We start from the raw sequence: 13,214 nt of genomic DNA on the forward strand, positions 1-13,214 counted from the left end.
GTCGGCAGGAGGGAAAACTCATGAACAACACCGACGTCCTGATCGTGGGAGCGGGACCGGTCGGCCTGACCGTGGCCATCGTGCTCAAGCAGCTAGGACACGACGTGACCGTTCTCGACGCTCAGGCCGAAGGAGCCAACACCTCGCGCGCGGCCGTCGTACACGCGCACACGGTGGAACTGCTCGAACGCTACGGCGTGGCCGAGCCTCTGGTGGAACGCGGCGTCCACACCCCCACCTTCACCATCCGCGACCGTGACCGGCTCCTGGTGCCAGTGCCCTTCCATGGCCTGCCCACGCGCTACCCCTACACCTTGATGATCTCCCAGGCCGACACCGAGGCGTTCCTGCTGACCCGGCTGAAGGAACTGGGAGCAGAGGTGCTGCGTCCCTGTCCCGTGACCAAGGTGGAACAGGACCTCCAGCGGGTCACCGTCACACTGGAGGACGGCCGGGTGCTGCACGCCGGCTACCTCGTCGGCGCGGACGGGATTCACAGCACGGTACGCGAGCAGTCCGGCATCGGCTTCACCGGCGGCACGTACGCCGAGTCCTTCACCCTGGCCGATGTGCGCCTGAGCGGTGGCGTACCGCATAACGAGGTCATCCTGTACTTCTCGCCTGCGGGACTGGTCGTCGTGGCTCCGCTGCCAGGCGGCCTGCACCGCATCGTCGCCATCGTGGACGACGCACCTCGTGATCCGAGCATCGCGTTCGTACAGGCTTTGCTCAACAAGCGCGGTCCGGAAAAGCAGCCCGCCATCGTGCACGAGGTGCTGTGGGGCTCAAGATTTCGCGTGCATCACCGTGTCGCCGAGACCTTCCGCAAGGGGCGTGTCCTCCTCGCGGGCGACGCGGCACACGTGCACTCCCCCGCCGGCGGCCAGGGCATGAACCTGGGGATCGAGGACGCTGTCAGCCTCGGGGAAACACTCGCCCGCGTTCTCGACGGCGACTCGCCTGCTCTGCTGGACAGTTATGCCGGTATCCGGCGCCCGGTCGCGGAGAAGGTCGTCGCTCTGGCCAGCCGGCTCACCGGGCTCGCCAACGCGACCTCCGCCCGCCGCCCTCTGCGCAACCTCGTCCTCGGCCTGGCCGGCAAGATCCCTGCTGTCCGCCGTCGGCTGGCGTGGCAGCTTTCCGGCCTCGACCGTCGCCGCAACATGCCGTTTCGCTGAACAAGCGGGAAAGCGGCCACGTCGTCGACAGGACAAAAGCTCCGAAACCGCAGTGAAGGACTGCACCTCGGCTCGACTGGGGCCGGCGCGCAGGCGGTACGCGCCGGCCTGCCCTTCTCAGTTCGCGGTCCGCGCTCGGCGGAAGGAATGTGGGGGTGTCCTTCCGGATAGCCGACCACGCACACCTCGCCGGCCGCGTCGGCGTCGGCGTCGGCGAGGGCGGACAGATAGTCCATGAGCTCCGGCTCGGATGTCAGGCGGCGGGCCGACACATGCGGAACGGCACGAAAGCCGAGCCGCCGTATGACACGTGCGGCGTTCACTCGCAGTATGGTGCCCTCACCGGCGAGAAACGTCACATTGACGCGCGTTCCCGCCGGAACAAGTCCGGCCGCGTGCTCCAGCGCGGCGGCGTCTTTTCCGGTCATCTCCAGCGAGAAGTCTTCCAGCAGGTCAACACCATGCTCGCTGATTCCGAGTTCGCGATCGGCCTTCACCGGCCACACCTTTCCGATAAGCCCGGCCTCTGGGACGGGGCCCGATCCAAAGGTAGGACGGCGGGCCCGATGTCAAGGCGAGATTCTGTATCGCAGAGTGGACGTTCACCGGCGATCGGCTCATGCGATTATTTCCGCCTTGCCGCACAGGAGAATTTCCGGCTTGTTCTCGTTTCACCTGCCATGACGGCTGTGTGAAGGGTGGTATTCATGAGCGAAGACTTCCCGATGCCGCGGACCTGCCCCTTCGACCCACCACCGCGATATACCGAGCTACGCGAGCGCGCACCGGTCACCCGGGTCTCGGTCCCAGGCGGTAGATCGGCCTGGCTGGTCACCGGTCACGCGAACGTACGCGCGACACTGACGGACCCGCATGTCAGCTCCGATCGCACGCATCCCGCTTTTCCGCTGGTCATGCCCGGGTTCGGGCAGAACCTCAAAGGTTCGATCCTGACGATGGACCCGCCGGAGCACAACAGGCATCGGCGCATGGTCACCCCCGAGTTCACGGTCCGGCGGGTGCAGGGCCTGCGACCGCGTATCCAGGAGATCGTGGACCAGCGAATCGACGAGCTCATGGCCGGCCCGCGCTCCGCCGATCTGGTGGAGGCGCTGTCGCTGCCGGTTCCCTCCCTGGTCATCTGTGAGCTGCTCGGCGTGCCGTACTCCGAGCGGGACTTCTTCCACGCCAGGACCGCCGAGATCGTCAGCAAGAGCACCACGGCCGAGCGGCGCACGGCGGCCATGGGGGAAGTGCGGGAGTTCCTGCACGAACTCGTCACTCACAAAGTGGGCGATCCGGGAGAGGACCTGCTGAGCCGCCTGGTAGTGAAATATCAGGAAGCCGGCCTGTTCGACCACCAGGTGATGTCCGCCATGGCGCTCACCCTGCTCATCGCCGGGCACGAGACCACGGCCAACATGATCTCCCTCGGCACGGTGGCGCTGCTCGAGAACCCGGACCAGCTCGCCGAGCTGAAGAAGGATCCGTCGTTGATGCCGGGTGCGGTGGAGGAACTGCTGCGCTATTTCACCATCGCCGACGCGGCGACCTCCCGGGTGGCGACACAGGACATCGAAGTGGACGGCATGCTCATCCGCGCAGGCGAAGGTTTCATCGCGGCCGGGGCCTCGGCCAACCGTGATCCCCGCGTCTTCGAGGACCCGGACACGTTGGACATCCACCGCTCGGCACGGGGTCACCTGGCCTTCGGCTACGGCGTCCATCAGTGTCTAGGGCAGAACCTGGCGAGGCTGGAGCTGGAGGTCGTCTACACGAAGCTGTTCCGCCGGCTGCCCGGTCTGAGGCTGGCCGTGCCCTTCGACGAGCTGCCGTTCAAGCACGACGCGAACGTGTACGGGCTCCACAGCCTCCCGGTGACATGGTGACCCTGCCCGTCACGGTGACGGGAGCCGGGGCGCTCCCGTCCTGGCAGGGGTGCGGGTGACGCACGACACCATCAGCGCCGCGCGTCGACCGAGCGGTGGCACGAGCCCGGCCAGCGCGAACGCCGCCGTCCGCACCACGTGCACGGCCCGCGTGTCGAGGCTCACGAGCCGCATCAGGCGGTCGGTGAAGCCGACGACCTGCCGGGCCGCAGCCATCCTGCGGCGCCGGTAGCCGGCCAGCATGGCGTACGCGTCCGCGCCGCCGTGGACGGCGGCCAGCGTGGCGGCCAGGTCATAGGCGTCCTGGATGCCGGTGTTCATGCCCATTCCGCCCGCGGGGCTGTGCACGTGGGCGGCGTCCCCGGCCAGAGCGACCGATCCACGGCCGAAATCGTCGGCGAGGCCGTGGTGCAGGAGGACTCCTGCGCTCTTGTGCACGGTGGTGACCGTGGCCCGCGGCAGGCCGCGGCGCCGCAGATGCGCCTGCACTTCGCTGAGTGTGGGCGGGTCTGGGCGCTGGCCGCCGGGAGAGCGCACGGAGATGATCAGGCGCCACTTGCCGCCGGGCATCGGGGCCATGAAGAGCAGCCCGTGACGGCTGGGCGTGATGTGGGCCAGGGCGCGGTCGGGCGCGCCGGCCAGGTCCACGTCGGCGGTCAAGAACGCGGTGTCGTAGGTGTGCTGCGGGAAGCCGATGCCGAGCGCCTCCCGTACGGTGCTGTGCAGGCCGTCCGCGCCGACGACGCATCGGGCGCAGGACGCTCTCCGTAACCGCCTGCGGAACGATGAGGAGGTACGGGAAGGCGGTGGCCACGGTGCCGAGCGGGATGTGCATGAGCGCGCGCCCGCGCACCGCGATGCGGAAGGTGTCCACCGGCGTGCCTCGCTCCAGCAGGTCCGCGGCCACGCCGAGTTCGTCGAGCACCTCCAGAGCACCCGCGTGCACGACCAAGCCGCGCGACTCCTTGACGGGGCCGTGGTTCTCGTCGAGCAGGACGAACGGCACGCCCGCGCGGGCCAGGCCGAGGGCGGTGACCAGCCCTGCCGGTCCTGCGCCGATGACGCAGGCGAAGGTCTCCTGAACGCTCATCGCCGGCCCGCCACGTCAGCCACCGAGAGCGCGCGCACTTCCCGGGCGGCGGCGGCGACGTCGACCCGGGTGACCTTGCCCCCCTCGACGACGGGTATGCCGTTGACCAGGACCAGCGCGGCGATGTCGCTGAGCCCGGTGAACAGCAGGGCGGCCAGCGGGTCGTGCGCGCCGGCGCGGTCGACGGTGGTCAGGTCCCAGCAGGAGATGTCGGCGGCCTGTCCCACGGCCAGCGAGCCCAGGTCGGGCCGGCCGAGGCAGGCGGCGGAGCCGCGGGTCGCCATCGCCAGCAGTTCCCTGGCGGTGGGCCATTCCTCCGGCTCGGTTCGGGGGGCGCGGTGCGCGAGCGCGGCGAGGCGCAGGTCGCCGAGCAGGTTGGCGCCGTCGTTGGTCATGGAGCCGGTGGTGCCGAAGCCGAGCGTGACGCCGGCGTCGAGGTAGCGGCGGACGGGGGCCAGGCCCCAGCCGAGCTTGAGGTCGGCGGCCGGGATGTGGGCGACGCCGATGCCGGCCGCCGCGTACTCGGCGATCTCCTCCGGCGGCGGCGTGACCCCATGGGCCACCCACAGCCGGTCGCCGGTGAAGCCGTGCTCGTTGAGGATCCGCCACGGCGAGGTGCCGAACCTGGCCTGGGCGAGCCGGGTGTCCTCGTGGTGGTGCAGATGGGTGTGGAGCCGTACGCCGGGGTGTGCCGCGGCCAGGTCGGCGAAGGCCCGGAACATCTCCGGCACATCGGAGACCACCCCGGAGGGGGCGAGCACGATGCGGGTCATCGCGTACGGCTCGGGGTCGTGGTGGGTCGCGATCAGGTGCTCGGCGTGCCGGAGGACGGCGTCGACCGGTTCGGCGAAGACGTCGTCGATCATGCCGCCGCGGGTGCGGGAGAAGGTCACGCTGCCGCGGCCCGCGTGCAGGCGCACGCCGACCTCGGCGGCGGCCTCGATGACGGCCTCGACGTACGGCTCCGGCTCCTCACCTGGGAAGACGGTGTGCTGGTCGGCGACGGTGGTGACCCCGCCGAGCACGGATTCGGCCAGTGCGGCGCGGGCGATCGCGCCGATGTCGGCGGCGCGGAAACGGCCTTCCTGCCAGCGCCGCAGCACCAGCTCGTTCTGCAGGTCGAGGAAGCGCGGCATGCCGGAGCGCTCCAGCGGCGGCAGGGTGCGCAGCGAGGCCTGGAACAGGTGCTGGTGGGCGTTGATGAGCCCAGGCAGGGCGAGCAGGCCGGTGCCGTCGATGACCCGTTCGACGTCGCCGGCGGGCAGGTCGTGGCCGATGGCCGCGATGCGTGGCCCGTCAATGAGGATGTCGGCGTCCGTCAGCTCCCTGTCTTCGGTGTCGAACGTGGCCACGTACGCCAGCCGGCGGAGGAGGATTTTCATGATCACCTCTACTGTAAACAGACGTTTGCAAACGATCGTATGCATACGGGTACTGATATTGTCAATCGGCATGGACGAAAAAGGCGGCGAGGGGTGGGCGCCGGTCATGCGCTTCAGCGAGCGCTCGGCGCCGACCCGGCGAGCGATCCTGGAGGCCGCACGGACCAGGTTCGCCAAGGACGGCTATGACAGGGCCACCATCCGGGCGATCGCCGCCGACGCCGGGGTGAGCGCCGCGATGGTGGTGCGCTATTTCGGCAGCAAGGCCGACCTGTTCGCGCTGACCACCAAGGCGGGCTTCCTCTCGCTGGACCTGACGTGCGTGCCCACCCAGGAGATCGGACGCCGTTTCGTCCGGGCCGCGCTCGAACCGTGGGAGCGCGGCGAGGACGAGGCCATGGCCGCGCTGCACCGCTCCGCCATGACCCACGAGGATTCGGCCAAGGCCGTGCAGGGGCTACTCACCCACCAGGTCCTGCCCGTCCTGAAAGCGGCATTCCCCGACGACCCCGACATCGAGGCGAAGGCCGGCCTGGTGCACGCTCAGGGGCTCGGCCTCATCGTCGGCCGCTACCTGCTACGGCTGGAGCCGCTGGCCTCCATGGACTTCGACACCATCGTCGCCAGCGTGGGCGACAGCGTGCAACGCTACCTGGACGCTTGAATTCAGGCGTGCGAGGCCAGGACTACGGCTTGCCTCGAAGCGGCACGCCTCTGCTCTCGAGCTCGTCCAGCAGAGCCAGCCCCTCCTTGGCCCACTGGATCTCCATGCGCGCCTTGGCGATCTGCCCCCTGAAGGTCAGCTTGCGGAAGGCGACGATGGCCTCGTGCTCCTCCTCCGGCCGCTGCGCCAGGCGCTCGCGCAGCAGCGAGACCCGCGACGATCGGGTCGTCTCCGCGGCCACCGGCGAGCTGAAGCAGATCAGGCGGATCGCGAGGCACTCCGTCGTCTTCGTCGTGACCGAGACCCGCAGGCTCACCACGAAGCGCGGGTTGCCCGTTCCCTGACTCCGCGCAGCCGGATCCGTGCCGCGAGCAGCGCGGATGAGCAGCGCAGCCCCTTAACGGTCGTGGCGCTGCCTGCTTATCTGGACGCGCGGCGCCGCGGCGAGGTGTCAGCCGAGGTCTCCGGTGAGGTGGCGCTGCACGACAGGGGCCTGGACGGCGACCAGCCGCTCACGGTCGAGCGAGGCGAGCGGTTCCACGCGCAGCACGTATCTGGCCGTGGCCACCCCCAACAGGTGAGCGCCCGTCAGATTGGCCCGCAACTCGGCGTGATCCGCCCCGATGGCGCGGGCCAGGGGCAGCATCACCTCCTCTGACATGAACGCCGACACCATCGCCGACGCGCTGGGCGACGCCGATGCTCCACGCACCACCGCCAGAAGCCGTGCTCCCGTGTCCGGCGTTTCCCACAGCTCGAGGTATCGGCGCAGCAGCCGCTCCCCCAGCGTTTCGATCTCGCCCTCGTACACCAGCCTCAGCAGGGACCGGGTCGGCGGGTCGACCCGCAGGGCGGCGTCGAACAGCCCGTCCTTGTTGCCGAAGAACTGCAGGACCAGCGCTGGGTCGACGTCGGCCGCGGTGGCGACGCCCCGGATGGTGGTGGCCGTGTAGCCGCGCTCGGCGAAGCTCTGCTGCGCTGCTCGGCCGGCAGGCTCGCGGCGGTGTCGAGCAGGACGCAGCGGCCGTCGCCGAGGTGCTCATACAGCCGGCTCGTCCGCCCGTCCAGCAGGAGCGGCAGGTCGGGGACGCGGGTGCCGGCGAGCGGAGACTCGGTGACCTCGGCGGGTACGGGATAGGCGATGCCCAGACCCGAGAGCGTCAGCCGGGCCGCTTCGGAGACTCGTGGGTGGTTGACGACGCGGGGGAAGACGTACGGCCGGATCGCCCGGACGGGTGCGGGTGCCTCGACGACGCGCCGCAGCGTGTCGGTCAGGCGCAGGACCGTCTGGCCGACCGGGTGGCGTTCGGACTGGTAGGTGTCGAGCAGCCACGGCGGCGCCCATCCCCGGTCGGCGGCGATCAGCTTCCAGGACAGGTCGGCCGCGTCCTGGATGCCGGTGCTCATGCCCATGGCGCCCAGCGGCGAGTGCACGTGCGCCGCGTCCCCCGCCAGGAAGACCCGGCCTACGCGGTACTCGCCCGCCTGACGGCGCTCGCTCAGGAACCGGGTGGACCAGCGCATCTCGGCCACGCCCAGGTCCCGACCGGTGATGCGGAGCAGCGCGTCGCGTACCTCGTCGATGTCCACCGGCTTCTCGACGGGAACGCCCTGGCGGGTGCGGTCCCAGATCGTCGCGCGGAACCAGCCGTCGCCGTACGGCGGCAGCAGCGCGGCCCCGTCGTCGGCACCGCGCTGTGCGCGCCGTCGCATCGAAGCGTTCTCCCAGGTCAGTCTCGACCGTTTCCGCCTGACCGACACCGGCTCCGTCCGCAACGACCTGTGCGAGCTGCTGACCGTCATCATGCGGGAGTTCGGCAGGCCGCAGATGCGCATGCTGCTCAGGCACGGGCTGGGCGAGACGTGCCGCGACCCGGACTTCACCGAGCTGTTCCGGGAGGTCATGAATCGCCGCTTGGAGCTGATCGCCTCGCTGGTGGATCGGGGGATCGAACGCGGCACGTTCCCACCCGGCACCGACGCCAAGCTGATCGCGGACCTGATCTCGGGAGTCATCTCCATCCGCGTCGCCGACGGCACTCCCCTGCCCGGTGCCGAAGAGATCTCTGCGCTGGTCGACGGCCTGCTCTACGGCTTCGCCACGCCGAGATAGACGCCGCCGGAACGCGGGGGGTCAGAGATCTTCGGCGAGACGGCGACAAGCCCTGACGGCTGCCATCTCTTGAGGCAGGCCGGTGGCGATTGCCGTACCGTACCGTATGGTATGTTCGTGTCAGGTTGTGCGTCGTCCGATGATCCGAGGAGAGACATGTACGCATTGCCCGACCCCATCTGGCCGGTCGCCATCCTGGCCTTCATCCAGGCCGGTGACGCCGTCATGTGCATCAAGCCCCTCCCGTTCATCGCCCAGTGCTTCGAGGACGTGAACTGGCCACGGCGTTACTGGTGGATGATGCCGCCGCTGAAGTTCGCCGCGGCGGCCGGCCTGATCGCCGGCATCTGGCTGCCGTACCTCGCCGCCATCACCTGCGCCGCGCTCGTGCTCTACTTCATCGTCGCCATCACGATGCACCTCAGGGCCCGCGACTTCGGCCGCAACCTCTTCCTCAACGCCACCGGCATGCTCGTGATCTGCATCGCCACCGGCGTCTACAGCTTCCTGCCATGAGGCCGGCCGGCGCTCGCGCGCACTCGGGCCGGCCCGTCGCCTGTGCTACGTTCGCCGAATGAGCGCGGCACGTGACCGGTGGCTGGACGAGGGGTTGAAGGTCCTCGCGGAGGAGGGTGCGGCGGGTGTTCGCATCGACCGGATCGCCGCCCGGCTGAAGCTGTCGAAAGGCTCCTTCCACCACCACTTCGACGGCGCCGAGGGATACAAGCGAGAGCTCCTCGCGCACTTCGAGCGCCTGTCGCTGGAGACGCTCGACCGTGCCATCACCGAGGCGGCCGGATCGACCGACGCCCGCGCCGTGCTCGCGCACCTGACGCGGCTCGTCCGCCCCGACGGCACCGGCCTCTACCGGCCCGAGCTGGAGATCGCCTTGCGGGCCTGGGCCACCTGGGACGCGGACGTACGCGCCGTGCAGACCCGCCTCGACGAGGCACGGCTGGCCGCGCTCCAGAGGGTGTGGCGACCGGCCGTGGCCAATGACGAGGAGGCCCGGACCGCGGCCCTGCTGCCCTACCTGCTCGCGGTGGGCGCGACGGTCGTCTTCCCGCCCGTCGACGCCGACCGGCTGCGTGCCCTCTACGAGCTGCTCCTGCTGCTCGTCCCGGACACCTCAGCAGCGGCAAGCCAACCTATGCCGACGGCCTCACCGCGGCGCTCGCGCACCGGTTCGGCCTGACCGTCCCGCGACAGCGGCCATCACCGGAGCCGGCCGCCCAGCCCCTCTTCCGTGGACGCAACCTGGCGGCCACCCTCTGCTTCTGGGCGGCCGCCTTCACCTGGTACGGCCTGGGCACGTGGCTGCCCCGCATCATGCTCTCGGCGGGATACCCGCTGGGGCCGGCGATCGGCGCCCTGCTGGCGCTCAGCGTCGGAGGAACGCTGGGATCATGGGCCACCGCCGCGGCCGGCGACCGGTTCGGGCACCGCGCCACGGTCGTCGCCTCCTTCCTCCTCGTCGCGGCCTCCTTCCCCACCCGCCCGGCTGGGGCGCTCGGCTGGTCCCTGGGTGTGGGACGTACCGGCGCCATCCTCGGGCCGCTGGTGGTGGGCGTCCTCATGGACGCGCAGGCGTCCTACACGTGGAACTTCTACCTTTTCGCGGGCTGCGCCACGCTCGGCGCCGTCGCCGCCCTGCTCGTACCCCGGGCGCTTGGGGACGGCACCGGTCAGCTGACTGATGCACGACGATCGTCGCGTGCTCAATAGTGTGACCCGTCGCAAGATCCACAATCCCCCAAGGAGCACACACATGTCTGCGATCAAGCGTTTCACGGCCGCTCTCGCCACGGTCGCGGCCGTCTCGGCGGCGGGCGCACTCATGGTCGGCCCCGCCTCCGCCGCGGACAGGACGTTCGGCGCGTCTTGATCAACGGTGCGACATCGCGAGCGTCATTTCGCGATGCGGTGTAAGTCGTCTCACTCGCCTCGACCAACTGGCGGTCAACAGCCCAGTGCTGGCTCCCGTAGTGCGGCCACCTGCTCGGAGGCCATTTCTGCCAAGGCGCGGGAGGGCTTACCGCCTCAGCCGGTGAGATGTCCGCCCTCGTCGAGGTCGAGCCTGGCCAGCTCCGCCCGGGAGGCCACACCGAGCTTCGGATATGCCTTGTACAGGTGGTAGCCGATCGTGCGCGGGCTCAGGAAGAGCTGCGCCGCGATTTCCCTGTTGCTCAGGCCCGTGGCCGCCATCCGGATGATCTGCAGCTCCTGCGAGGTGAGCCGGTCCAACACGCCCTCGGAGAGACGCCCCTCGCCGGTCTGGCGCTCTCCCGCGGCACGCAGCTCCGCGCGAGCCCGATCGGCCCACGGACGCGAGCCGAGCCGTTCGAAGATGTCCAGAGCCGAGCGCAACTGGTGGCGGGCGTCGGCACGCCGGCGCAGCCGTCGCAGCCACTCTCCGTACAGCAGTTCCGTACGGGCCCGTTCGAACAGCCGGCCGCCCCGCAGGTGCAGGTGCAGTGCCTGCTCGTAGTACCGCTCGGCATCCTCGTCGGAGGCCAGCAGCGCACGGCAGCGCAGCGCCACCGCATCCGCCCAGGGCGACGGCGTCTGCGCCGCCCACACCTGCACCCGCTCAGACGCCGCGACGGCGAAGTCGTTGCGGTCGGCCCGCACCGCCGCCTCCACCAGGTCCGGCATGCGATGCATGACCATGACGGTCCGGGCCGCGGGCCCGAACGCACCGAACTCCTCGGCCCTGCGCAGAGCCGTCTCGGGCCGGCCCAGCGACAGGTCGAGCAGGTTCAGCGAAACGCACCGCATGCCGCCCGTGGCGGCGTCGTGAACGTCGGCGATCTGTTCGGCGAGTTTCAGGCACCGCTCCTCGTCGCCTTCGATCGCGGCCAGGTACGTCAGGACGCCCACGAGCAGCGCCGCGTAGTAGCCCTGCTCGGTGTCCCGGGCGATGCGCAGCCCTTCCTCGGCGCTGGCCAGCGCCTCGCGGTGCATGCCGAGGAACATCTGTGAGCGCGCCACCAGAGCGAGAGCCAGCGGCAGGAGCCCGATCGCGCCCTGGGCCCGGCACTGGCGCTCGATGGCCACGGCCCTTTCGTGGGCCAGCGTGTCGTCGCCGATCACCAGGTCCCAGATGGCGAGCTGGGCACGTTCCTGCAGCTCCGCCGGCTCGGAACGGTCGCGCAAACCTTCGATCATGTCGCGCAGCCACGCCAGGCCCCCTGGCGGCTCCTCACCGGCCAGGCCGCCCATGCCGGCCAGGACCCGCGTCATCGGCTGGAGCTGCCCGGCTTTCGTGCTGTGCAGCTCGGACACGCGGGTGGCCGTTCGCGCGAGTGCCGCGTAGTTGCTGCCGATCCAGGCGGGGGTGAGCGCTTCGAAGAACAGCGCGATGGCGACGTCCTCCGCCTGGCCGATGATGGCCTCGGCCGTGCCGGTGAGTAGCGCGTGGGCCGTTTCCACCTCGCCGTGCGCCATCGCGATCATCGCCCGGGTGCGGGCGAGATAGGCCAGCACCTTGGGGTCGGCCACGTCCGAGGCCGCCTGGTCGGCAAGTTCGCAGGCCCGCTCGTACAGGCCCGCCTCGGCGGCCGCGGCGGCGGCGAGGGTCAGGCGGCGGCCTCGCTCGCGAGGGTCGGGGCTGAGCTGGGCCGCGCGCTCGCATGCGGCGGCCACCGCCGCGTGCCCTCCCCGGGCGCGCGCGTGTTCGGCGCTGCGCTCCAGCGCCGCCGCGCTCTCCTCATCAGGCCCGGTGGCGGCCGCGGCCAGGTGCCAGGCCCAGCGGTCCACGTCGCCGGGCCGCCCGGCCAGCGTCTCGGCCAGCGCACGGTGGGCGGCCAGCCGCCGCATCAGGGAGGTGAGGTGGTAGACGGCGCTGCGGACAAGCGGGTGTCGGAAGAAGACGCGCCCGTCGCCGACATGGACCAGGCCCGCGGCCTCAGCGGTGTCGAGGTCCGCCAGGTCCACGCCGAGTTTTCGGGCCGCCGTCAGGACGACGTCGAGAGCGCCGGTGTCGTCCGCCGCGGCCACCAGCAGCACCGTTCGCGCCGCCTCGGGCAGGCGCGCGATGCGGTCGCGGAAGGCGTGGTGCACCCGTCCGGGGGCGGGACATGAACCGATGCCGAAGGCGTGGATGGGTGACTCGTCCGCCGATTGTGCCGCGGTGAGCAGCGCGGGTAACTCCAGCAGGGCCAGGGGGTTGCCGTGGGCCTCACGCAGGAGACGTTCGCGTGCCCGCGGCGCCAGGTCGCCGGCGTACGTGGCCAGCAGCTCCGCGGCGCAGCTGGTGTCGAGCCCGGTCAGGTGCAGGTCCGGCACGCCCGCGGCGGGGAAGGCGTGCTCGTCCTCGCGGGCGGCGAAGATGAGCACCACTCCCTCGGCTTCCAGCCGGCGGGCCGCGAACAGCAACGCCTCAGCCGAGGCGTGATCGAGCCATTGCGCGTCGTCCACCAGGCACAGCAGCGGGCGCCGCTCGGCCAGGTCGGCCAGCAGGGTGAGCAGGGCCAGCCCGACCAGGAACCGGTCCCCGCTGAAGCCGGGCTCCATGCCCAGCGCGCCGCGCAGGGCCCGGGCCTGCGCGGCGGGCAGCACGTCGATGGTGTCGACGGCGCCGCGCAGCAGCAGGTGCAACCCGGCGAAGGGCAGCTCGATCTCCGGCTCGAAGCCGGCCCCGCGCAGCACCCGCATCTCCTCGCCCGCTGCCTCGGCGGCGTAGTCGAGCAGCGCCGACTTGCCGATCCCGGCTTCCCCGCGCAGCACGAGCGATCCGCTCTTCCCGGCCCGGGCAGTGGCGAGCAGCCCATCGATCGCCGCCTGCTCCTTGATCCGCCCTATGAGCATGAGCATCCCCATTCGCCCGGCGTTGTCCGGCCACGCTGCCGGCGCCGTCCGTTTCCGCCCTCGTCACGATGAGGTGCCGGCCGCCCCGG

The 13,214-nt window shown here is 70.7% G+C and carries 13 protein-coding genes and 3 pseudogenes; 8 read left to right on the forward strand and 8 right to left on the reverse strand.

Features of this window, described 5'->3' with window-relative positions; translation table 11 throughout:
• The first annotated feature begins 20 nt into the window (after positions 1-20).
• From H4W80_RS09860 to H4W80_RS09870, 3 genes are all read left to right on the forward strand, one after another.
• Positions 21-1,178, forward strand: a complete 1,158-nt coding sequence (locus H4W80_RS09860) for an FAD-dependent oxidoreductase (protein ID WP_192784807.1) — start codon at positions 21-23, stop codon at positions 1,176-1,178.
• Between the two features lie 155 nt (positions 1,179-1,333).
• A complete protein-coding gene (locus H4W80_RS09865; protein WP_192784808.1) occupies positions 1,334-1,873 on the forward strand; it encodes a hypothetical protein in 540 nt (179 codons plus the stop codon).
• Positions 1,874-1,885: 12 nt separating this feature from the next.
• The gene (locus H4W80_RS09870; protein WP_192784809.1) at positions 1,886-3,067 is read left to right on the forward strand and encodes a cytochrome P450; all 1,182 of its coding nucleotides are present in this window, start codon (positions 1,886-1,888) and stop codon (positions 3,065-3,067) included.
• A gap of 9 nt (positions 3,068-3,076) precedes the next feature.
• On the opposite strand, the gene H4W80_RS62570 is transcribed toward H4W80_RS09870, so the two are convergent.
• The 3 genes and pseudogenes from H4W80_RS62570 to H4W80_RS09880 all read right to left on the reverse strand — a co-directional run bounded on the left by H4W80_RS62570 (position 3,077) and on the right by H4W80_RS09880 (position 5,539).
• A complete protein-coding gene (locus tag H4W80_RS62570; RefSeq protein ID WP_264085972.1) occupies positions 3,077-3,727 on the reverse strand; it encodes an FAD-dependent oxidoreductase in 651 nt (216 codons plus the stop codon).
• Positions 3,728-3,758: 31 nt separating this feature from the next.
• Positions 3,759-4,157 (reverse strand): annotated as a pseudogene (locus H4W80_RS64450) (FAD-dependent oxidoreductase); the annotation flags it as partial.
• A complete protein-coding gene (locus tag H4W80_RS09880; RefSeq protein WP_192784811.1) occupies positions 4,154-5,539 on the reverse strand; it encodes an amidohydrolase in 1,386 nt (461 codons plus the stop codon). The gene H4W80_RS09880 and the pseudogene H4W80_RS64450, both read right to left, overlap by 4 nt.
• A 70-nt stretch (positions 5,540-5,609) precedes the next feature.
• On the opposite strand from H4W80_RS09880, the gene H4W80_RS09885 reads away from it, so the two are divergent.
• The gene (locus tag H4W80_RS09885; RefSeq protein ID WP_192784812.1) at positions 5,610-6,203 is read left to right on the forward strand and encodes a TetR/AcrR family transcriptional regulator; all 594 of its coding nucleotides are present in this window, start codon (positions 5,610-5,612) and stop codon (positions 6,201-6,203) included.
• 22 nt (positions 6,204-6,225) lie between these two features.
• On the opposite strand, the gene H4W80_RS09890 is transcribed toward H4W80_RS09885, so the two are convergent.
• The 4 genes and pseudogenes from H4W80_RS09890 to H4W80_RS64460 all read right to left on the reverse strand — a co-directional run.
• On the reverse strand, positions 6,226-6,522 hold the full coding sequence (locus tag H4W80_RS09890) for a hypothetical protein (RefSeq protein ID WP_192784813.1): 297 nt from the start codon (positions 6,520-6,522) through the stop codon (positions 6,226-6,228).
• A 132-nt stretch (positions 6,523-6,654) separates the two neighbouring features.
• Complete coding sequence (locus H4W80_RS62580) at positions 6,655-7,014, reverse strand: TetR/AcrR family transcriptional regulator (protein WP_192784814.1); 360 nt, start codon at positions 7,012-7,014, stop codon at positions 6,655-6,657.
• 99 nt (positions 7,015-7,113) lie between these two features.
• A pseudogene (locus tag H4W80_RS64455) lies at positions 7,114-7,224 on the reverse strand (TetR/AcrR family transcriptional regulator); the annotation flags it as partial.
• A gap of 266 nt (positions 7,225-7,490) precedes the next feature.
• Positions 7,491-7,916: pseudogene (locus H4W80_RS64460) on the reverse strand (FAD-dependent monooxygenase); the annotation flags it as partial.
• Here H4W80_RS64460 and H4W80_RS60485 point away from each other — a divergent pair.
• The 4 genes from H4W80_RS60485 to H4W80_RS09925 all read left to right on the forward strand — a co-directional run bounded on the left by H4W80_RS60485 (position 7,822) and on the right by H4W80_RS09925 (position 10,041).
• Positions 7,822-8,316 (forward strand): TetR-like C-terminal domain-containing protein, encoded by a 495-nt coding sequence (locus H4W80_RS60485; protein ID WP_318786783.1) that lies wholly within the window; start codon positions 7,822-7,824, stop codon positions 8,314-8,316. The pseudogene H4W80_RS64460 and the gene H4W80_RS60485 overlap by 95 nt on opposite strands.
• A gap of 156 nt (positions 8,317-8,472) precedes the next feature.
• Positions 8,473-8,832, forward strand: coding sequence for a DoxX family protein (locus H4W80_RS09915; RefSeq protein WP_192784815.1), 360 nt, complete (start codon positions 8,473-8,475; stop codon positions 8,830-8,832).
• Between the two features lie 58 nt (positions 8,833-8,890).
• Entirely contained in the window at positions 8,891-9,511 is a 621-nt protein-coding gene (locus tag H4W80_RS09920) for a TetR/AcrR family transcriptional regulator (RefSeq protein ID WP_192784816.1), read from the forward strand.
• A 134-nt stretch (positions 9,512-9,645) separates the two neighbouring features.
• On the forward strand, positions 9,646-10,041 hold the full coding sequence (locus tag H4W80_RS09925) for an MFS transporter (protein ID WP_192784817.1): 396 nt from the start codon (positions 9,646-9,648) through the stop codon (positions 10,039-10,041).
• Positions 10,042-10,356: 315 nt separating this feature from the next.
• Here the strand turns inward: H4W80_RS09925 and H4W80_RS09930 are convergent, their stop codons facing one another.
• Complete coding sequence (locus tag H4W80_RS09930; RefSeq protein WP_192784818.1) at positions 10,357-13,125, reverse strand: helix-turn-helix transcriptional regulator; 2,769 nt, start codon at positions 13,123-13,125, stop codon at positions 10,357-10,359.
• Between the last annotated feature and the right edge of the window lie 89 nt (positions 13,126-13,214).

Origin of the sequence: Nonomuraea angiospora (genome assembly GCF_014873145.1) — a bacterium.
Taxonomy (GTDB): Bacteria; Actinomycetota; Actinomycetes; order Streptosporangiales; family Streptosporangiaceae; genus Nonomuraea; species Nonomuraea angiospora.

Bases quoted from the DNA above. Each gene is read 5' to 3' on its own strand.
- H4W80_RS09860 (WP_192784807.1), top strand. From the start codon at position 21: ATGAACAACACCGACGTCCTGATCGTGGGAGCGGGACCGGTCGGCCTG.
- H4W80_RS09870 (WP_192784809.1), top strand. From the start codon at position 1,886: ATGAGCGAAGACTTCCCGATGCCGCGGACCTGCCCCTTCGACCCACCA.
- H4W80_RS09880 (WP_192784811.1), bottom strand. From the start codon at position 5,539: ATGAAAATCCTCCTCCGCCGGCTGGCGTACGTGGCCACGTTCGACACC.
- H4W80_RS09885 (WP_192784812.1), top strand. From the start codon at position 5,610: ATGGACGAAAAAGGCGGCGAGGGGTGGGCGCCGGTCATGCGCTTCAGC.
- H4W80_RS09915 (WP_192784815.1), top strand. From the start codon at position 8,473: ATGTACGCATTGCCCGACCCCATCTGGCCGGTCGCCATCCTGGCCTTC.
- H4W80_RS09920 (WP_192784816.1), top strand. From the start codon at position 8,891: ATGAGCGCGGCACGTGACCGGTGGCTGGACGAGGGGTTGAAGGTCCTC.
- H4W80_RS09925 (WP_192784817.1), top strand. From the start codon at position 9,646: ATGCTCTCGGCGGGATACCCGCTGGGGCCGGCGATCGGCGCCCTGCTG.
- H4W80_RS09930 (WP_192784818.1), bottom strand. From the start codon at position 13,125: ATGCTCATAGGGCGGATCAAGGAGCAGGCGGCGATCGATGGGCTGCTC.